This window comes from Flavobacterium stagni (genome assembly GCF_004122105.1).
Taxonomy (GTDB): Bacteria; Bacteroidota; Bacteroidia; order Flavobacteriales; family Flavobacteriaceae; genus Flavobacterium; species Flavobacterium stagni.
This window is the reverse complement of record NZ_SBKN01000001.1, coordinates 766,175-786,383: the sequence shown is the minus strand read 5'-3', so window position 1 is coordinate 786,383 and position 20,209 is coordinate 766,175. Positions and strand designations below refer to the sequence as shown.

Genomic DNA, 20,209 nt, shown 5'->3' with positions numbered 1-20,209 from the left:
TGTTAAAATCACCCTGTGAATTATCAATTTTAAAAGGAATTTTTTGGTTCTTATTTTTTTTCATAAAAAAAGCAGGAACTAGGTCCTGCTTCTATTTTTCTTATTTTCTATATTGCTTATTCAACCGTAACTGATTTTGCCAAGTTACGCGGTTGATCGACGTTACACCCACGCAATACTGCGATATGATACGACAATAATTGTAACGGAATTGTAGTAATCAACGGTGATAAAGCATCTGAAGTTTCAGGAATTTCAATCACGTGATCAGCTAATTCTTTCACTTGAACATCGCCTTTAGTCACAATGGCAATAATTTTCCCACTACGGGATTTAATTTCCTGTATATTACTCACCACTTTATCGTAGTGCCCTTGCTTTGGAGCAATGACTACCACTGGCATTTTTTCATCAATCAAAGCGATCGGACCGTGCTTCATTTCTGCAGCTGGATATCCTTCGGCGTGAATATAGGATATCTCTTTTAATTTCAATGCACCTTCTAAAGCAACTGGAAAATTGTATCCTCTTCCTAAATACAAACAATTGGAAGCATCTTTATAAATAGCGGCAATTTCTTTAGAAATATCGTTAGTGTTTAAGGCTTCTAACACTTTTTCAGGAATTAACTCCAACTCTTGTAAATAGCGGAAATAGTCCGAATTAGATAAAGTTCCTTTAGCTTTAGCCAAACGCAAAGCCATCATGGTTAATACTGTAATTTGGGTAGTGAAGGCTTTTGTAGAAGCTACCCCAATTTCTGGACCTGCATGGGTATAAGCCCCACCGTTGGTCTCTCTCGAAATGGATGAACCTACCACATTACACACGCCAAAAACAAAGGCCCCTTTTTCTTTGGCCAATTTAATAGCGGCTAAAGTATCAGCCGTTTCACCCGACTGAGAAATGGCAATAACCACATCTTTCGGAGTGATAATTGGATTGCGGTAACGGAACTCAGATGCATATTCTACTTCAACAGGAATTCGAGCAAACTCTTCGATAATATATTCAGCTACCAATCCGGCATGCCAAGACGTACCACAGGCAATAATTAAAATACGATCGGCATTTAAAAACTTCTCTAAATTATCTTCTACACCAGCCATTTGAATGATTCCTGTAGTGGAATGCAAACGACCGCGATACGTATCTTTAATCACATTGGGTTGCTCATAAATCTCTTTCAACATAAAGTGATCATAACCTCCTTTTTCAATTTGTTCCAAATTCATTTGCAACTCTTGAACGTAGGGGTCAACCAAGGAATCATCTTTAATTTTTCGAATTTTCAAAGGCTTATGCAAACGCACAATAGCCATTTCTTCATCTTCCAAATAAATAGCATTAGACGTATATTCAATAAAAGGAGAGGCGTCAGATGCAATGAAAAACTCGTTTTCACCCACTCCAATAGCCAACGGACTACCCAAACGAGCAACTACAATTTCATCCGGTTTGTTTTTGTCAAACACACAAATTGCATAAGCACCCACAACTTGGTTAAGGGCAACTTGTACCGCTTTTCCTAATTTAAGTCCGTCTTTCTTTTGAACATCTTCAATAAGATTTACCAATACTTCTGTATCTGTATCAGACTTGAAGGTATATCCTCTATTGATTAGCTCCTTTTTTAAAGGTTCGTAATTCTCAATAATACCATTATGAATAATGGCAAGATTTCCTGAATTGGACAAATGAGGATGCGAATTGACATCATTAGGCACACCATGTGTAGCCCAACGGGTATGTCCCATTCCAATTGTTCCCGAAGTCGAAATTTCCTTTGTGGAACGTTCTTCCAAATCAGAAACCTTTCCTTTGGTTTTTGATACTTTTAAGTCGGAACCATCATACAACATGACTCCGGCACTATCATATCCTCTATATTCTAATCGCTTTAATCCTTTAATTACGATAGGATAAGCTTCTCTGTGTCCTATATATCCAACGATTCCACACATAATCTGTTTGTTTTATTAGTCAGGTTTGGTATAGTAAACTTGTAATTTAATACGTTTATCCGCAGGAACATTGGAATTTGAACCGTATAAAATGGTCCCCAATGGATTCACCACAGACATCGCAGGTACGTATTTAGCTTGTTTTGACCCTACTGTGAAAGGTACTTTCAAATAGGCTCGATTTACATTATTAATATTCTCTGTAACAACTAACCCTAAACGCACATTGGTTGAATCGTGTTCAACTATATTTCGTATGTGATTAGTTAATCTCACTTTGTAGTACTCACCGCGCTCATCAGTCCCTTTTGAAATTATCCCACTATGTACTACTTTATTGTATTTAGAACTTACAGAAGTTGTTAAATCATTATAATAATCAATTACGGGTCGATGATTATCTAAATCATATAATAAAATTCGATTCGGCTCTGGCGCATTGGTCATCGCGGTTTTGTCGATGTAAAAAATCATATTGGCTTCATTAATCAACCAATTTTCGTTTTTCATTTGCTGAATCAAAGGCGAACTTGAAGTAGCTTGCCCACCAAATAAGCTAACTACACCCATTGATCCTTTTCCTCCTTTTATTTGCAAACGCTCATCCCCTAATGTCACATTTGGAGTGATGGGATTGGAATAATCAGTGTCAAAAAAATTTACCGATCGACCGGTTAAGTTAATCGTGATTTTCTTTCTAACTTTTTTAATGGTTGGATCCGTCAAACTATTTTCATAAGCGGATTGACTTTGAAAATCTTTATAAACCACAGTAATCGTTCCTCGTGTTATGTTAAGACGAGCTAATGTACCTTGATTATCACTTCCAGAAGCACTTTCTACTTTGAAAAACAATCCTCTAAAATAATTCTTAAACGTATTGTTATTCAAAAGTGATCCAGATGGCGCATTGTAAAATTTATTTTGAAAAAATGATTTATTCAAATTCATGTACATCCCCGGCGCTAGTGTTTCGCGTACATCACCATTTGTTTTATAAAAAACAATGGGTTTGTTACTAAAAACAAATTGATCATTTTGACTATAGTCGGTTATTGTTGCATCTTTTGGATTGCTATTGTCGTCGTTTAAACGTTGTCCTCCATTCGCAATTACCGCTTCAAATTCAGATTGTTGGTTGGAATAATACCGTTGCACTTGCTGAAGATTGGTGCTTGGATCATAATCTTGAATGTAGTAACCCGACTCAAACACGCTTAACTTTATTTTTGGAGTGTTTGTTTCATCAAATGCAGGCAATAAAGAATCTAACCTGTAAATCGGCGCTCCTGAATCATCAAGATCAGTGATTGTTGTGTAATACGGAATGTGCATATACACAGAATCTACTGCTTCAGGTGCGTAAAATTTTGGATTTGTGGATGCCAATTCCAACTGGGTTACAATGCTCGCTTTGGTTTTCCCAAAAACAGGATTGTTATAATAACCCAACGATTGAATTGCCATATCATTCGTTTGCACATCACCTGTTGCCTGATTGTATGCGGTAACGTCATATGTCGTTGTGTTGAGTCCAAAATGTTCATCCCCTACCAAATCCGCTCCAACATCGGAAAACTCTTTGTCACAGGAAACTAATGACAATACAAAAAATAGACTAAAAACCGCGACTAACTGCTTTAATTTCATAAAAACCAATTTATAACATTTGCTTGTAAAAAGAAGTGTACGCTTGCGCAAAGGCTTCTTTTGGGGTGAAAGGTAAAAAAGGTTTTCCTGAAGATTCTATAATTTTTGTTAAACCTCCGTCTAAATTTTCTGACCCAATGATTACTGCATCGGAATGATCAACAGCTACTTTCATCCAATTCGCGTAATTCGGCTGCTCCAAAACCTGTACACTTTCCTGAGGAATTCCGTCAAATTTTACTTTATCAATAGCTGCAGCATCCAAATTACCCTCAAAGCCAGTATTGTAAACAGATGTTACAATTTTTGTCTCTGAAAATAACGCTTCGTGTTTGTAATAATGCTTCATGTAAACAGGTAGCAAAGAAGCTAACCATCCGTGAACATGAATAATATCAGGCACCCAATTGAGTTTCTTAACCGTTTCTACTACACCCTTTGCAAAAAAGATGGCACGCTCGTCATTGTCAGGATACATCACCCCTTCTTCATCTGTAAACGTTGATTTTCTTTTGAAATATTCGTCGTTATCAATAAAATAGACTTGAATGCGCTCTTTCGGGATAGAAGCTACCTTAATAATTAAAGGCATATCAACATCATTAACCACCAAATTCATCCCTGAAAGACGAATTACTTCGTGTAATTGATGTCTGCGTTCATTAATATTTCCATATCTTGGCATGAAGATACGAATTTGTCCTCCTTGATCATTGATCATTTTTGGAACATCATACGACATTAAAGACACCTCATTTTCAGCCAAATACGGCACTACTTCAGATGATACATACAATATCCTCTTATCTTCCATGGGTTGATTATTGTTGGTTTTGGTTTTACTGCTGTTTAAAAAACACGCAAAACTACAAAATTTTATGGAGTTTTTCACGAAACATAGTAAGTTTGTACCCTATTTCATAAAACAAATCGATGTTGGTTTTTGAACATAAAGTTGCGCTTTCGCAACACCTTACCACTTTAAAGAAGCCCAATACCACAATCGGTTTTGTACCTACTATGGGTGCTTTACATGAAGGACACCTTTCTTTGCTTCGTAATTCATTACAAAACAACGCCCTAACGGTAATCAGCATTTTTGTCAATCCTACACAATTCAATAATCCTGAAGACTTAGAAAAATACCCCCGAACCTTAGAAGCCGATTTGGAAAAAATTAAACGTGTTTCTGAAGATATAATCGTTTATGCTCCTACCGTTCAAGATATCTATGAAGGCAACACCCAATCCAAAGCCTATGATTTTGACGGATTAGAACACCAAATGGAAGGCAAATTTCGACCCGGACATTTTGATGGTGTGGGTACTGTAGTCAAAAAACTGTTTGAAATTGTCCAACCTGATTTCGCTTATTTTGGTGAAAAAGATTTTCAACAACTCCAAATTGTAAAAAAATTAGTCGCCAAAGAAAAGCTATCTGTGACCATCGTCGGCTGCCCCATTTTTAGAGAAGCCAATGGTCTCGCGATGAGCTCAAGAAATGAACGATTAAGTGACCACGAACGTAAAGAAGCCGGAATTATCTTCAAAACATTACAAGAAATTAAATCCCTTTTTCCAAACAAATCGACTTCTGCTCTTAAAAAAAGAGTTGCAAAAGTGTTTCAAAACCACCCGCTTTTCCAACTCGAATATGTTGAAATCGCCGACGAAGCAACACTTCAAACTTGTATTCGAAAATCGAAAAACAAAACCTATCGGATATTCATTGCGGTTTTTGCAAACAATGTCCGACTTATAGACACAATTTCATTAAATTAATTTACCTTTGCCCCCATGCAAATTCAAGTAGTTAAATCTAAAATTCACCGTGTAAAAGTGACCGGCGCCGACTTAAATTACATCGGCAGTATCACTATTGATGAAGCTTTGATGGATGCTTCCAATTTGATTGAAGGTGAAAAAGTGGCCATCGTAAATATCAACAACGGCGAACGCTTTGAAACGTATGCCATCAAAGGCGCCCGAAATTCTGGTGAAATTACACTCAACGGTCCCGCAGCTAGAAAGGTTCATGCTGGCGATATCATTATCATCATTTCCTATGCTTTATTGGAATTTGAAGAAGCAAAAACCTTTAAGCCTTGGCTTGTATTCCCTGACGAAACCACCAATTTATTGAAGTAAAACTAATTGAAAACATCAATTAAAAATTTTCTACTTTTAATTATACCATTATTCATTGGGTGTGGAATTATCTATTATCAATACAATTCCCTTTCAACCCATGAATTAGACAGTATAAAAAACAGTTTGTGGAACGCCAACTATTTTTATATTTTACTCTCTTTACTGGTTGCCGTAATTAGTCATGGTGCACGTGCTTACCGCTGGAAATTTGCCCTCCAACATTTGGGTTACGAAACCAAAATGAGCAACAATTTCTTCACCGTTTGTGTATCCTACTTAGTCAATTTAACGATTCCACGATCTGGGGAAGTTACCCGAGCCGCCCTGATAAAAAAATACGAAGATGTTCCCTTTGACAAAGCATTCGGAACCATTGTTGCCGAAAGAATTATCGATTTAGCCATCTTCTTCTTATTTGTAATCATCGGATTTGTATTGCAATACGAAAAACTCCATCAATTTTTTATTGATCAAAATGTTTCCTTGCGAACGATTGCCTTTTCAGGTATCGCATTTCTTGTAATGGCTGTCCTTTTTCTTGTCATTTGGATTTATGCAGAATGGTCCATCTTGTTAAAGCTTAAGAAAAAATTGGCCGGACTCACCGAAGGCATATTGAGTGTATGGTACATGGAAAAAAAATGGCAGTACATCTTCCATTCTTTTCTAATTTGGGGTTGCTACCTTATCATGTTCTATATCCCTATTTTCGCCCTTCCTGAAACGGAAAATATCGGCTTTAACATTGTCATCATGGGCTTTATTTTTGGAAGTTTAGCCATCGGATTTACCAACGGCGGAATCGGCGCGTTTCCACTCTCCATTTCACTCATTTTCGGACTTTACAACATCCCCGAAGAAATTAGTGTTGCCTTTGGTTGGTTAGCATGGACCTCTCAAACGGTACTCACCATTTTATTAGGATTAATAGGATATCTACTTTTACCTATCATGAATAGAAAATAATTGTTATATTGGTTGACTCTAATCACAAAAATCAACCGGATAACAAAAAATGAAAAAAACACTTCTGATTTTAGCTCTAGCCCTGAGTCTAAACGGATTTGGTCAAGTAATTAAAGACAGTATTTTTTCCAATCGCTTGGATAAATACCGTTACCTTTCCATCTCGCTCCCCCCTTCTTACAATAAAGACACCAAAAGAGCCTTTCCTCTATTATTGGCCCTTGATGGAGATTATCTCTTTGACCCCATTTTAGGAACTTTGAAATACGGGTACTATTGGGATGATTTACCCGAAGTGATTTTGGTCGGACTCAATCACACCACCGATACCGAACGTGATGAAGAATGTAAAGTGGATGAAACTACTGGACTTCCAGAAGGAATCGGCGAATCATTTTATGAATTTATTGGCGGCGAATTACTGCCTTATCTTCAAAAAAACTTACGCATTGCACCCTTTAAAATTGTTGCAGGTCACGATGTCACCGCCGGTTTTATGAATTTCTATTTATACAAAGACAACCCCATTTTCAATGCCTACATATCGTTAAGCCCCGTTATGCCGCTCGATATGGAAATCCATATTCCCGAACGAATGGCTACCTTCAAAAACAATATGTTTTATTATGTAGCATCCGCAGATGGGGATATCAAAACGATAAAAGATAAAATAACGGCTTTGGACACTAACTTTAAAGCGGCCAACATTAGCACGGTTAATTATCGTTTTGATGATTTTAAAGGTTGCTCACATTATTCACTTGTCCCCTTTGCCATCCCTAGCGCGTTGTACCAATTTTTCTCGGTATATCAACCCATTTCAACCAATGAGTTTCAGGAAAAAATCGTCACACTCACCTCTGGTTATGCCGATTATCTGAAAAACAAATACGAATTGGTTGAAAAAGCATTAGGTATGAAAATGAATATTCGTATCAATGATTTCAAAGCCATTGAAGCAGCCATCATTAAAAATAAAGCGTTTAATGAGTTTGAACAATTGGCCCAACTTTCGCGAAAAGCCTACCCAAAATCCATGCTGGCAGATTACCACATGGCGCGTTTTTATGAAAATAATGGCGATTTAAAAATGGCCATGAAACATTATCAAAATGCATTTCAATTGCAAGAAATTGGCGATTTGACCAAAGATATGATGATGGATAAAATGGAAGAACTCAAACCACAAGTCAAGAAAAAATAAGCGTTAATCAAATTAATGGCAAAACTAAAAACAACCTTCTTCTGTCAAAATTGTGGCACCCAATACGCCAAATGGCAAGGGCAATGCAATGCCTGCAAAGAATGGAATACCATTGTTGAAGAAATTATTCAGAAAGAAGAAAAAGTGGCTTGGAAAGCGACCACCGAAGTTAAAAAAGCACCCAAGCCTCTCAAAATAAAAGAAATCGATTCGTCTCAAGAAATCCGATTAAACACGGGTGATGGCGAACTCAATCGCGTGCTCGGAGGCGGCATTGTTCCCGGTTCAGTCATCTTATTGGGGGGCGAACCCGGTATCGGGAAAAGTACATTATTATTACAACTTTCCCTCATGCTTCCCTACAAAACCTTATATGTATCAGGAGAAGAGAGTCAGAAACAAATAAAAATGCGTGCCGAACGCATTAACCCCAACAACGAAAGTTGCTTCATTCTTACCGAAACCAAAACACAAAATATCTTCCGTCAAATTCAGGAAGTCGATCCTGAAATCCTGATTATTGATTCGATTCAAACGCTGCACACCGATTATATCGAATCCACCGCCGGAAGTATTTCGCAAATTCGTGAATGTACCGCCGAATTGATCAAATTTGCCAAAGAAACCAACGTTCCTGTTATCCTAATTGGCCATATCACCAAAGATGGAAACATTGCCGGACCCAAGATTCTCGAACATATGGTGGATACGGTTTTGCAGTTTGAAGGTGACCGTAATCATGTGTACCGCATTTTGCGTGCCCTAAAAAACCGCTTTGGTTCGACCGCCGAACTCGGAATTTACGAAATGCAAGGTTCGGGTTTACGCGAAGTGTCCAATCCATCGGAAATTTTGATTTCACACCGCGAAGAAGAACTATCAGGTACCGCCATTGCCTCTACCTTGGAAGGGATGCGACCGTTAATGATCGAAATTCAAGCCTTGGTGTCCACAGCCGTTTACGGTACGCCGCAACGCAGCACTACGGGTTATAATGCCAAACGCTTAAACATGATTTTGGCAGTTTTGGAAAAACGTGCGGGCTTCCGTTTAGGAACCAAAGACGTTTTCTTAAATGTCACCGGTGGAATTTCTGTCGATGATCCCGCTATTGACTTGGCAGTTATTGGCGCCATTCTCTCATCCAATGAAGACATCGCTGTAGGCAAAGACGTTTGTTTCGCTGGGGAAGTCGGACTCTCCGGAGAAATTCGGCCTGTGAACCGCATTGAACAACGGATTCAAGAAGCCGAAAAACTGGGTTTTACCACCATTTTTGTTTCGAAATACAATAAAATTACGGTGCCCAATGCCAAAATCCGTATCGTACTAGTCTCCAAAATCGAAGAAGTAGTCAGTGAATTATTTGGATGAAACGATTAAACTTTTCACGTAAAAAAATAAGGACCCTTGGCTTCAGTATTCTTGGAATACTAGTGCTGGCAATTGTTTTGGGTTTTGCCTTCCGCAATGCCATTTTGGAACAAATTATCGCCAAAGCGGCTGTTAAAATGCAATCCGACTACCAATGCGAATTGGTCGTGAAAAACCCGCATTTTGAAGGCTTAAACCATATTGAAATCGAAGGCATCAGCCTTACGCCGCATCATGCCGATACTTTGGTTTATGTCGGACACCTACGTACCGGTTTTAATCTTTGGAAATTACTCACAGGTACGCTACAAATCACCGATTTGGAAATCAATCGGGGTTATATTCAATTGGTAAAAACCAAAAACGGATCTAATTTTGATGCCTTTCTTCGCAAAAAAGAAAAACAAAATACAACGACGACTTTGGATTATGCTGAATTGGCCAACCGTCTGTCGTCCCGATTCTTAAACCTGATTCCGACCCAAATGGAGATTACAGGTTTTGCCCTTAAAATCAATGACAAAGGACATAAAGTGCATTTGGATTTTACCCAATTGGCTTTGCACAACGAACAATTAAAAACCGCAATCCAACTTACCGAAGGCGAAATTCATCAACAATGGCAACTTTCTGGATTTGCCGATCCACGGAATCGTAAAGCCGATTTGATTTTTAAAAATCAAAAGAACGACACGTTAGTTTTACCCTATTTACAACATAAATTTCATTTGAAAACCGCCTTTCAATCCGCGCGCTTTCATTTGGATAATATGGGAATGGACAGCGGTGATTTTCATACTGACGGTTTTGCTTCCATTCAACAATTGGTGCTTAACCATCCGAAAATTGCCTCAAAAGACGTGGAAGTCGCCAATGCCCGGATGGATTTTCATTGGATTATTGGCGAACGCAGCATTGCCTTGGATTCAAGTTCGCTTCTCACTTTAGGCAAGTTGAAATGCCGTCCGTATCTTTTCTATGAAAAAGAAGAGGGTAAAACCTATGCACTCCAACTTCACATCCCAAAAACGAAAGCCCAAGACTTTATCGATGCCTTACCCAAAGGATTGTTTTCCCATTTTGAAGGGATGAAAACCATGGGGAGTTTTAGTTATTCGTTGGATTTTAAATACAATGACCAAAAACCCAATGAAGTTGTTTTTGAAAACAAACTGCAACCGGAAGGGTTAAAAATCGTGCTTTATGGCGCTGCTGATCTCAGTAAAATCAACACCGAATTTGTCTACCGTGCTATGGAGCGAGGTGTGCCTCAGCGTCCCATTTTGGTGAGTATCGACAATCCAATGTATACACCGCTTTCTGAAATTTCGCCCTACTTGCAAAAATGCGTATTGACCAGCGAAGACCCTTCGTTTATGCACCACCGCGGATTCATCACGGAAGCATTTAAACAATCCATTGCCAAAAACATTCGCACCAAAAAATTTGCCCGTGGCGCCAGTACGATTAGTATGCAATTAGTGAAAAATGTTTTTCTTACCCGAGAAAAAACGCTTTCGCGAAAATTGGAAGAAATACTGTTGGTGTATATTTTAGAAAACCAACGCATCGCTACCAAAGAGCGCATGCTTGAAGTTTACTTCAACATCATTGAATGGGGCCCTAATGTATACGGAATTGGGGAAGCTGCTCAATATTATTTCCAAAAAAGACCTTCTGATCTCACGCTAAAAGAATGTTTGTATTTAGCGACTATTGTACCAAAACCCAAAGGCTTCATGTACCGTTTTGATTCGAATCGGGAACAAAAGAAATTTGCCGTTCAACAACAAGATTTTTTAGCCAAATTGATGCTGCGCCGCCAATTAATTACCGCTGAAGACACCCTCGGATTTCATCAACCCTTGCATCTAACGGGTCCGGCCCAATATCGCATTAAGGGGAATGCAACGGACTCGATTTCAATAGATAGTTTAGGAATAGAATTCCCTGAATTTTAAAAAGGTATACGAAAATTTAGCTTTTTAACGTTAGCTAAAAAAATACCGACCATGAACATCAAATTTTTACCCTTCGTATTGCTTGCATTACTATTACAAGCTTGTCAAAATGAAACTGTGATTCGCGAATCGTATGATTTTCCAGAAAATCATCAGTGGTTAAAATCAGATAAAAAGACGTTTTCCCTTACGGTGAAAGAAGCGGGCAACTACAACGGATTCCTGAACGGTAGTTTTGTATACGGGTCGCAATTTCCAAAACTCCCTTTACATTTCTCCATTGCAAAAAATGAAGTTTTAGAAAACCAATCGGTCGATTTTAATATTAAAAATGACAAAGGAGAAGAAGTGGGTGATTGTACCGGCGATGTTTGTGATGTGAAACAGTCGCTTTTTACCCAAAAACATTTCGAACCCGGAACCTACACCTTTACTTTCGAAAACACCTTTGAATTTCCGTATTTCCCCAATATCATTGCACTTGGTGTTTCCTTAGAAAAGGAAAAATAAACTTCCTTTCCAACCTTTTCATACAATAGCTCCTCTTATTTGAAAAGCCTTTGTATGAAAAAACTACTCTTCCTTCTCTTGTGTCTTTTCCTTTGGAGCTTCACCCAAAGCGATACTCCTTTGGATAAATATTTGACCCGAATCACCGATCCTGAAATTATCAAACGGGATTTAGCCACGCTAACCGTTTGGAATTCCAATCCCAAAAAAGAGAGTGATCAAAAAATCACGCCCGAAAGTCAGTGGGAACTGCTCTACCGCTACCAATCGGGTTGGCACGAAAATAGGCCGAATCAACGCTATGACATTTCGGAACTCGCCGTGGGTAATCCTGGAAATATAATTTCGGGCACTATGCTATTGGATTTTGTGAAATTCTACCGCCAAGACACCTTGCTCTACAGCGGTGACCCACTCATGGTCAACTTACTTTCGGAAGCACGTGGCGCGCCGTATAATGGGAAATGGGTGGTCTTTTCCTTACGCGATAATCGCATCTGTTTGCGCTATGTACACAGTTATCCGAACGGCAATCAATCGAGTTGGTACCACAAAACCGAATACTACTTCCAATTGAAATAATAACCATGAAAGCCTTTCTTTTCCTCATATTATTTTCGTGCACAATATGGGCCCAAAAGCCTGTTTTTGCACAAGCCGAACTCCAATCGGCAACCGTGTATTTCTCCGGTGCCGAACTCCGACATACAACCCGCGTTACTTTGCCTGAAGGAACTTCAGAATTAGTGATTTCTAATATCGCCAATGCATTGGATGAATCATCACTGCGCATTAGCACACCAAAGTCGGTTACCGTTTTGGCCACCCAATTCACGCAACACTACGCTACCGAATTTGATCCTGAATACGAACGTCCCGAACTCGCCAAAGTCCACGACAGCATTCGCTTTTTTCAATCCAAACTCCAATCCATTATCATCCAAAAAGGAGCTGTAGAAAAAACAATTGCCTTGTTGAATGCTAACACCAAGCTGAGTGGCAATAATACGGGGATTGTGACTCAAGAATTGGCGAATTATTCACTCTATTTTCAATCCAAACTCTACGAACTTTCCTGGGAAGCTTTTGTGTTGGGTGAAAAGCAAGTCAAGTACCAAAAGCAGCTGGATTTTTGGAACCAACAATTAACACCCCAACCCAATTCATCCGTTAAATCCAAAGGGCAATTGGTGTTGTATCTCAGTACTGCACAAGCGGGAACACATCCGATTCAAATAACCTACACAACAACCTTGGCGGGCTGGGAACCTACCTACGACCTTAAAGCGACATCCCTAACCCAACCTTTAGCATTGGTGATGAAAAGTCAGTTGTGGCAAACCACTGGCATCGATTGGAATTCTATCAAACTCACGCTCTCCAACGGAAATCCGGCCACTCAACACGAAGCGCCGTTACAACAAGCGTGGACGTTGGTTTACCGCAATCCGTATGGACGGAAAGAAAAAGTGGCTATACAGCAAAATGCTCCTGTTTTGAATGCATTGCAAGGTCAACTGGCTGGTGTCAATATTACTGCAGCAACAGGGAATCCTGGCGCAAAAAGTGCAGTTATGATTCGGGGATATTCTTCTTTAAATGCCAATGCCGAACCTTTATACATTATTGACGGTAAGCCAGCCAGTTCAGATGATTTTAGAAATCTTCCGCCTCAAGCTGTAAAAAGTGTGGAAGTGTTAAAAGATGCGAGTGCAGTTTCCATTTACGGAAGTCGCGCCAGTAACGGGGTCATTTTAATTACGACCAAACAAAACGTTTCCGATTATACCGAAGTAGTAGAACGGGAACTCAACGTTTCGTTTGACATTGATTTGCCATATGCTATTTTATCCAATGGGAAAAAACACGGTATCGAAATTAAAAATCTTGAGATTCCGGCCAACTACCAATTTTATACCGTACCAAAAATGAACAAGGATGTGTTTTTAATGGCGGAAATCACCGATTTTGGAAAATATAATCTGCTGCCAGGAACCGCCCAATTGTATTTTGACGAAACTGTTGTAGGCACTACCCAACTCAATCCGAATGAAATCCAAGATACTTTGCGTGTCTGTTTGGGTCGGGACAAAAAAATCACTGTTCTCAGAGAAAAAGTGAAAGCAAAATCAGCGACTAAGTTCTTGTCGTCTCAAAAAGAACAGCAATTTACGTATGAAATCACCCTTCGAAATAATAAAAAAGAAGCGGTTACGGTTGACCTTCGCGACCAATATCCGTTGAGTAATGATTCAAGTATTTCCATCGAACTCACCAACGACGGAAAAGCTTTAGTGAACACGGATAAAGGCTTTTTACGGTGGAAAATCGCATTGCAACCCAACGAAACCAAAAAGGTGCGGTTGAGCTATACCGTTCGTTCCGATAAAAACAAATCGATTGGAAAATTATAATTTCAAAACAATAGAAATCATGAAACCGACGTTAATATCCTTAACCAACAGAAAACCAAACATGAAAAATATCCTTTGGCTGCTGCTCCTTCCTGTGAGTATCTTGGCCCAAAAACCCTTGTTTACGACAGCCAAAACTCAAGGCGCCACGGTTTACTTTAGCGGTGCAGAACTCCAACATTCGGCCCAATTGAATTTGCCCGTTGGAAATAGCGAAATCGTAATTAAAAATGTAGCCGATTACATCAACGAGAGTACGTTGCAAATCAAAGCTCCGAAATCGGTAACCGTAATGTCGGTGCAGTTTACTAAAAATTACATCTCCGAATACGAAATTGACGAAAGCAATCCCGCTATTAAAAAGGTGCGCGATAGTATTGAAATCGTTAAAAAGGAAATCAAAAAAGTACAGATTCAAATTTATTCGTACCAACAAACCATTGGCTTGTTAGACACCAACCAACAAGTGGGTGGCGCCAATTCGGGTTTGAATACCGCCGAATTGATAAAAATGGTGGAGTATTATAAAGCGAAACGCATCGAACTCGACAACCAAATTGAAGCGTTCAAAGAAAAAGAAACCAAGTGGAACAAAACTTTGGCCAACTTAAATGCACGTTTGCAGTTGAATACCGCCAAGGAAGAAAAAATGTCGAAGGGGAAATTGGTACTGCAAGTCTTAAACGAAGTCGCGGGGAATGTCACCTTGAATTTTTCATACATCACCAACAATGCGGGGTGGAAACCCATGTATGACTTACGTGCCAACAGCATTAAAGACCCGATTCAATTGCTGTACAAAGCCCAAGTTTGGCAAACGACCGGTATTGATTGGAAAAAAATCAAAATGAGTTTGTCCAGCGGCAACCCCAACCAAAGTAACGAAGCACCGTTGCAACAAGCGTGGTTTTTGAGGTATCAAACCAATAGACTTGAAGAAGTTGTTGTACAAGGTTATAGAACCACATTAAATGCTTATACTTTAAATGACGCTGTAAAAAAAGATTATAAATACACTGATACAACAGACACTGACGGTGAATTTGACAATGGTATCGACGACTACACCCAAATCTCCGAATCCCAACTGAACGTGAACTTCGACATTGACATACCGTATGATGTGTTGTCCAATGGAAAAATGCACAGTGTGTCGTTGAAAGAAATCCAGATTCCGGCCACTTACAAATTCTACAGTGCGCCACGATTGGAGAAAGAAGCGTATTTGTTGGCTAAAATTGACAACTACGGCCAATACAATTTGTTACCAGGCGAAGCCAATATTGTATTTGAAGAAATGAATGTGGGCAAAACCTTCATCAATCCTGAGCAAACGGGAGACACTTTGAGTTTGAGCATGGGACGCGACAAAAAGATTTCTATCAAACGCGAGAAAGTGGTCGATAAATCGGGCACCAAGTTTTTGTCTTCGTACAAAGAGCAAACGTTTACGTATGACATTACCATTCGCAACAATAAAAAAGAAGAAATTAATTTGACTTTAAAAGATCAATATCCGTTGAGTTCGGATAAAGATATTACGATCGAATTGTTGGAAGACGGCAAAGCATCCGTCAATCCAGAAACAGGTTTCATGACATGGGATCTCAAATTGGCACCCAACGAATCCAAAAAAATACGGATCAGTTATAAAGTGCGCTATCCCAAAGACAAAATCATCGATAATTTATAAGCCTAACAAAAACACACATTTTTTATTCACGCCTTAAATCCCGGGGAAACTCGGGATTTTTTATTTGATTGTCAGGTCTTTAACTTTTTGTACCTTAGTAAAAACAAAAAAACACATGAAAAAGATTTACTCACTCCTACTCCTAGGTTGGAGCTGCCTATCTATGGCGCAAATCATTAGCCTTCAAACCTATGTCACTGGTTTATCGGGTGCCGTTGAAATTACCCACTGTGGTGATACCCGATTGTTTGTAGTACAAAAAGGCGGACAGATTCGGATTATCCAAAACAATGCTTTGGTCACCACTCCTTTTTTGGATATTTCCTCATTAACCGTAAATAGTGGCGAACAAGGTTTTTTGGGATTAGCCTTTCATCCCAATTATGCCACAAACGGTCAGTTTTTTGTAAATTATACCGATCTCGCAGGCGACACCGTGATTGCGCGTTACACGGTAAGTAGTTCCAACCCCAATGTGGCCAATCCTACAGGAACTATCTTGATGACCATCGATCAACCCTACAACAACCACAACGGAGGAACGTTAAAATTTGGACCCGATGGCTACTTATACATCGGTATGGGAGATGGCGGCAGCGGTGGAGATCCCCAAAATTTTGCGCAAAACCTAACGGTAAATGCCACTACGCCCTCCCGAATTTACTTAGGTAAAATGCTACGTTTGGATGTCAATACGACTGCTGGCTCTCTGAATTATGGCTATCCGCCCACCAATCCTTTTATCAACGAAAGTGGTAAACAAGAAATTTGGGCCTTAGGTTTGCGAAATCCTTGGAAATTCTCTTTTAATCGTTTGAATGGCGACTTATGGATTGCTGATGTGGGTCAAAATGCTGTGGAAGAAATCAATCGTATTTCAACGCCACTTCCAAATACCGGACTCAATTTTGGCTGGAAATGTTTTGAAGGAACGGCGGTGTATGCATCTTGTTCGAATACAACAGGCATGATTGCTCCCGTTGCTGAATATACCCACGCCGCTACAGGAGGCTGTTCCATTACCGGCGGCTATGTATATACAGGAAGTTTATACCCCAACATGTTGAACAAATATTACTTCGCTGATTATTGCCAAAACCGCATGGGTATTTTAGACATCGCCACTGGAAGTATAACGTACACGCCTTATTTCAATGGAAATAATAATTTCACCACATTTGGTGAAGATGTCAATGGCGAATTGTATGTTACAGGAGGAAGCACTATTTTTAGAATCACAGATGCTTCTTTCAATACCGCCCAATTTTCAGCCCTTGGGTTAGCGGTAGCTCCCAATCCAACAAAGGGAATAGTTCAAATCCAAAACCCAAAACTTGTCGCAATCGATCACATTCAACTGACCGATCTTACGGGAAAAACAATTGCCGAACACAAGCCTGAAACCACTTCAACAATTGCATTAAACTTTGAAGGGGTTGCACCCGGAATGTATTTTTTACACATTAACCAAAACGGCGCCACTTACACAGAAAAAATACTGTTTGAATAATTAAAAAAGCCCTTCAGAATCTGAAGGGCTTTCTATTTATAGTCGTTTATTTTTCTCCCATTTTTCGTTCCAGTTCGGCTTGAAACTCTTCCATTACGGGCTTTACCGTACTTTCGGGTAAATCGGCGATGCGAATATACATCAGACCGTCAACGGCATTATTAAATAGTGGATCGACATTAAAAGCCACCACACGCGCATTTTGTTTGATATACTTTTTAATCAAAACGGGTAAGCGCAAATTTCCAGGTTCGATTTCATCAATAATCTTATCGAATTTATTCAAATCGGCTTCCGCTTCGTTGAAGACAAAATCTTTATCGGCATCTTTCAACTTTACCTTGTATTCCATTTTGGGGTGAATATATTGCGCCACATACGGATCATAGTAATGCGACTTCATAAATTCAATCATCAAGGATTTCGAAAACTCCGTAAATTGATTGCTAATACTCACGCCACCAATCAAATACTTGTGTTCGGGATGACGTAACGTGGTATGCACGATACCTTTCCACAACAAGAATAACGGCATCGGTTTTTGTTGGTATTCTTTGATAATAAAGGCCCTTCCCATTTCAATCGACTGTGACATCATGGAATGCAATTCGGGTTCGAATCGGAACAAATCATTCAAATAAAATCCATCGATTCCGTATTGCGGGAATATTTCATTCCCCAATCCCATGCGGTAAGCACCTGCAATTTGTTGGGTTTCTTCATCCCACAAAAACATGTGTTGGTAGTATTTGTCAAACTTATCCAAATCCAAGGACTCGTTGGTTCCTTCACCAACTTCACGGAAGGTAATTTCACGCAGTCGGCCTATTTCGTGCAAAATATTTGGAATTTTATCCGCAGAAACTAGGAAAACCTCATAGTTTTTACTTTGCAATAAACGGAAATCGCCTTTGCGCACCTCAGCTATATCTTCTAATATTTTATCGTGATTGGCGGGATGGGCAATTTGCTTAACATTTTTAGCGGGCTTCAATCCATTTAACGCTTGAAACTTACTCTCATCGTCAAAGGAATTGGCCAACATATAGGTTTTGCGGCGTAAAAACTCGCAATAATCTTCTAAATTCTCGTGTTCGTTTTGCTCATTCACCGAAATCGGTTTCCCAATACGCACTTTAATCGTTCGGTCCTTTTGCGTCAGTAACTCCGATGGTAACTTCGCCGTGCGCATCGTATCACTGATCTTGGACAATCGATAAAACAACTTGCTATTTTGCGCGTGAAAATAAATGGGAACCACAGGAACTTGGGCCTTACGAATCACTTTGATGGCACCTTCTTCCCATTCTTTATCGACCACCAACTTTCCATCTTTGTAGGTTGAAACTTCTCCCGCGGGAAACATCCCCAACGGTTTGCCATCACTCAAATGACGCAACGTTTCTTTAATTCCAACAACACTCGACTTGGCATCTTTATGATTTTCAAACGGATTCACCGGCATGATATACGGCTTCATCGGTTCGATTCGGTGCAATAGGAAATTGGCAATGATTTTAAAATTGGGCTCGCGCTCCAACATTAATTTCAATAATAAAATACCGTCTATTCCACCTAAAGGATGGTTGGAAATGGTAATGTAAGCTCCGTCTTTGGGTAAACGTTTTAAATCTTCTTCCGGGATTTCAAATTTGATTTGGAATTCGTCCAAAATCGCATTCAAAAACTCTAATTCGCTCAAATGCTTGTTGCGGTCATAGATTTTATTCAGCGTCGAAATTTTAAGTGTTTTCATCAGTAACCAACCTGCAAACGTACCGAATACACCGTATTTGTCCGCTTTAATTGCTTTGGCTACTTCTTTCGCTGTGACTAAACCCATTTACTTCTTCTGTTGTGTGCTTATTGTGAAAAAACAAAGATAACAATTCTTCCCAATAGCGATTTTAAATTTTAGCCTTTTCCCGAAAAAAAGGTTAAACATTTATTATAATTTTTCCACATCGTTCCTGCAGTTCCGACGAAATCAGTATTTTTGAACAAATGACAAAAGGGAACATTTTACTCCCAGAATTCTAAATCATTCATGAAAATTATTTCTTACAACGTCAACGGAATTCGAGCAGCCATTACCAAAGGATTTCTAGACTGGCTCCAACAAGCCAATCCCGATGTAATTTGCCTTCAGGAAATTAAAGCCACCGAAGACCAAATCCCGACCGAAGCCATTACCGCCGCCGGCTATCCTTACCAATACTATTTTTCAGCACAAAAAAAAGGGTACAGCGGTGTGGCCATTTTATCCAAAATCGAACCGAAACATGTCGAATTTGGAACAGGCATCGAACACATGGACTTTGAAGGGCGTAACTTGCGTGCCGACTTTGGTGATGTTTCCGTAATGAGTTTGTATTTGCCTTCGGGAACCAACATCGATCGATTGGATCATAAATTCAAATACATGGACGACTTTCAAGCGTACATTAACGATTTGAAAAAAAGTGTGCCCAATCTCATCATTTGCGGCGACTACAACATTTGTCACGAAGCCATCGATATTCACGATCCCATTCGCAACGCCACCGTTTCGGGCTTCTTACCCGAAGAACGCGCGTGGTTGGATGCCTTTATGAAATCGGGATTCATCGATAGTTTCCGTCATTTTAATAAAGAACCGCACCACTACAGCTGGTGGAGTTACCGCGCCAATGCTCGTAACAACAACAAAGGGTGGCGCATCGATTACAACTTGGTGAGCGAACCCCTGCGCGATCGTTTGCACCGTGCTGTAATTTTGCCCGAAGCCAAACACTCCGACCATTGTCCGATTGTTGTCGAAATTAACTGAACT

The 20,209-nt window shown here is 39.6% G+C and carries 16 protein-coding genes; 12 read left to right on the top strand and 4 right to left on the bottom strand.

Translation table 11 applies throughout. The annotated features are described in order from the left end of the window. Positions 1 to 116: 116 nt before the first annotated feature. The 3 genes from glmS to EQG61_RS03445 are packed head-to-tail and all read right to left on the bottom strand — an operon-like array spanning position 117 to position 4,428. Positions 117 to 1,964 (bottom strand): glutamine--fructose-6-phosphate transaminase (isomerizing), encoded by a 1,848-nt coding sequence (gene glmS, locus EQG61_RS03455; RefSeq protein WP_129460492.1) that lies wholly within the window; start codon positions 1,962 to 1,964, stop codon positions 117 to 119. Positions 1,965 to 1,979: 15 nt separating this feature from the next. After that, a complete protein-coding gene (locus tag EQG61_RS03450) occupies positions 1,980 to 3,614 on the bottom strand; it encodes a DUF4270 domain-containing protein (RefSeq protein ID WP_129460491.1) in 1,635 nt (544 codons plus the stop codon). Positions 3,615 to 3,624: 10 nt separating this feature from the next. Beyond that, the gene (locus EQG61_RS03445) at positions 3,625 to 4,428 is read right to left on the bottom strand and encodes a glycogen/starch synthase (RefSeq protein WP_129460490.1); all 804 of its coding nucleotides are present in this window, start codon (positions 4,426 to 4,428) and stop codon (positions 3,625 to 3,627) included. A gap of 119 nt (positions 4,429 to 4,547) precedes the next feature. Between EQG61_RS03445 and panC the strand changes: the two genes are divergently transcribed. From panC to EQG61_RS03390, 11 genes are all read left to right on the top strand, one after another. Further along, a complete protein-coding gene (panC, locus tag EQG61_RS03440; RefSeq protein WP_129460489.1) occupies positions 4,548 to 5,396 on the top strand; it encodes a pantoate--beta-alanine ligase in 849 nt (282 codons plus the stop codon). Positions 5,397 to 5,411: 15 nt separating this feature from the next. Beyond that, the gene (gene panD, locus EQG61_RS03435) at positions 5,412 to 5,762 is read left to right on the top strand and encodes an aspartate 1-decarboxylase (protein ID WP_129460488.1); all 351 of its coding nucleotides are present in this window, start codon (positions 5,412 to 5,414) and stop codon (positions 5,760 to 5,762) included. A gap of 6 nt (positions 5,763 to 5,768) precedes the next feature. Continuing rightward, positions 5,769 to 6,731 carry a lysylphosphatidylglycerol synthase transmembrane domain-containing protein gene (locus EQG61_RS03430; protein ID WP_235829017.1) on the top strand — a complete coding sequence of 321 codons (963 nt, stop codon included), beginning with the start codon at positions 5,769 to 5,771 and terminating at the stop codon, positions 6,729 to 6,731. A gap of 49 nt (positions 6,732 to 6,780) precedes the next feature. Next, positions 6,781 to 7,935, top strand: coding sequence for an alpha/beta hydrolase (locus tag EQG61_RS03425; RefSeq protein ID WP_129460487.1), 1,155 nt, complete (start codon positions 6,781 to 6,783; stop codon positions 7,933 to 7,935). A 15-nt stretch (positions 7,936 to 7,950) separates the two neighbouring features. After that, positions 7,951 to 9,309, top strand: a complete 1,359-nt coding sequence (radA, locus tag EQG61_RS03420; RefSeq protein WP_129460486.1) for a DNA repair protein RadA — start codon at positions 7,951 to 7,953, stop codon at positions 9,307 to 9,309. A 62-nt stretch (positions 9,310 to 9,371) separates the two neighbouring features. Further along, positions 9,372 to 11,270 (top strand): transglycosylase domain-containing protein, encoded by a 1,899-nt coding sequence (locus EQG61_RS03415; protein ID WP_235829016.1) that lies wholly within the window; start codon positions 9,372 to 9,374, stop codon positions 11,268 to 11,270. Positions 11,271 to 11,321: 51 nt separating this feature from the next. Continuing rightward, complete coding sequence (locus EQG61_RS03410; RefSeq protein ID WP_129460484.1) at positions 11,322 to 11,780, top strand: gliding motility lipoprotein GldH family protein; 459 nt, start codon at positions 11,322 to 11,324, stop codon at positions 11,778 to 11,780. A gap of 54 nt (positions 11,781 to 11,834) precedes the next feature. After that, positions 11,835 to 12,362 carry a hypothetical protein gene (locus tag EQG61_RS03405; RefSeq protein WP_129460483.1) on the top strand — a complete coding sequence of 176 codons (528 nt, stop codon included), beginning with the start codon at positions 11,835 to 11,837 and terminating at the stop codon, positions 12,360 to 12,362. A gap of 5 nt (positions 12,363 to 12,367) precedes the next feature. Beyond that, positions 12,368 to 14,194, top strand: a complete 1,827-nt coding sequence (locus EQG61_RS03400) for a DUF4139 domain-containing protein (protein ID WP_129460482.1) — start codon at positions 12,368 to 12,370, stop codon at positions 14,192 to 14,194. Between the two features lie 19 nt (positions 14,195 to 14,213). After that, entirely contained in the window at positions 14,214 to 15,887 is a 1,674-nt protein-coding gene (locus EQG61_RS03395; protein WP_235829015.1) for a DUF4139 domain-containing protein, read from the top strand. Positions 15,888 to 16,002: 115 nt separating this feature from the next. Then, positions 16,003 to 17,397 (top strand): PQQ-dependent sugar dehydrogenase, encoded by a 1,395-nt coding sequence (locus EQG61_RS03390; RefSeq protein WP_129460480.1) that lies wholly within the window; start codon positions 16,003 to 16,005, stop codon positions 17,395 to 17,397. 46 nt (positions 17,398 to 17,443) lie between these two features. Here the strand turns inward: EQG61_RS03390 and EQG61_RS03385 are convergent, their stop codons facing one another. Beyond that, the gene (locus EQG61_RS03385) at positions 17,444 to 19,240 is read right to left on the bottom strand and encodes a GNAT family N-acyltransferase (RefSeq protein ID WP_129460479.1); all 1,797 of its coding nucleotides are present in this window, start codon (positions 19,238 to 19,240) and stop codon (positions 17,444 to 17,446) included. A gap of 204 nt (positions 19,241 to 19,444) precedes the next feature. On the opposite strand from EQG61_RS03385, the gene EQG61_RS03380 reads away from it, so the two are divergent. Then, a complete protein-coding gene (locus EQG61_RS03380) occupies positions 19,445 to 20,206 on the top strand; it encodes an exodeoxyribonuclease III (protein ID WP_129460478.1) in 762 nt (253 codons plus the stop codon). The last annotated feature ends 3 nt before the right edge of the window (positions 20,207 to 20,209 follow it).

Excerpts from the sequence above, each read along its gene's own strand:
- EQG61_RS03410 (WP_129460484.1), top strand. The coding sequence starts at position 11,322 with ATGAACATCAAATTTTTACCCTTCGTATTGCTTGCATTACTATTACAA.
- EQG61_RS03390 (WP_129460480.1), top strand. The coding sequence starts at position 16,003 with ATGAAAAAGATTTACTCACTCCTACTCCTAGGTTGGAGCTGCCTATCT.
- EQG61_RS03385 (WP_129460479.1), bottom strand. The coding sequence starts at position 19,240 with ATGGGTTTAGTCACAGCGAAAGAAGTAGCCAAAGCAATTAAAGCGGAC.
- EQG61_RS03395 (WP_235829015.1), top strand. The coding sequence starts at position 14,214 with ATGAAACCGACGTTAATATCCTTAACCAACAGAAAACCAAACATGAAA.
- EQG61_RS03380 (WP_129460478.1), top strand. The coding sequence starts at position 19,445 with ATGAAAATTATTTCTTACAACGTCAACGGAATTCGAGCAGCCATTACC.
- EQG61_RS03405 (WP_129460483.1), top strand. The coding sequence starts at position 11,835 with ATGAAAAAACTACTCTTCCTTCTCTTGTGTCTTTTCCTTTGGAGCTTC.
- EQG61_RS03450 (WP_129460491.1), bottom strand. The coding sequence starts at position 3,614 with ATGAAATTAAAGCAGTTAGTCGCGGTTTTTAGTCTATTTTTTGTATTG.
- panC (WP_129460489.1), top strand. The coding sequence starts at position 4,548 with ATGTTGGTTTTTGAACATAAAGTTGCGCTTTCGCAACACCTTACCACT.
- EQG61_RS03425 (WP_129460487.1), top strand. The coding sequence starts at position 6,781 with ATGAAAAAAACACTTCTGATTTTAGCTCTAGCCCTGAGTCTAAACGGA.
- glmS (WP_129460492.1), bottom strand. The coding sequence starts at position 1,964 with ATGTGTGGAATCGTTGGATATATAGGACACAGAGAAGCTTATCCTATC.
- panD (WP_129460488.1), top strand. The coding sequence starts at position 5,412 with ATGCAAATTCAAGTAGTTAAATCTAAAATTCACCGTGTAAAAGTGACC.
- radA (WP_129460486.1), top strand. The coding sequence starts at position 7,951 with ATGGCAAAACTAAAAACAACCTTCTTCTGTCAAAATTGTGGCACCCAA.
- EQG61_RS03400 (WP_129460482.1), top strand. The coding sequence starts at position 12,368 with ATGAAAGCCTTTCTTTTCCTCATATTATTTTCGTGCACAATATGGGCC.
- EQG61_RS03445 (WP_129460490.1), bottom strand. The coding sequence starts at position 4,428 with ATGGAAGATAAGAGGATATTGTATGTATCATCTGAAGTAGTGCCGTAT.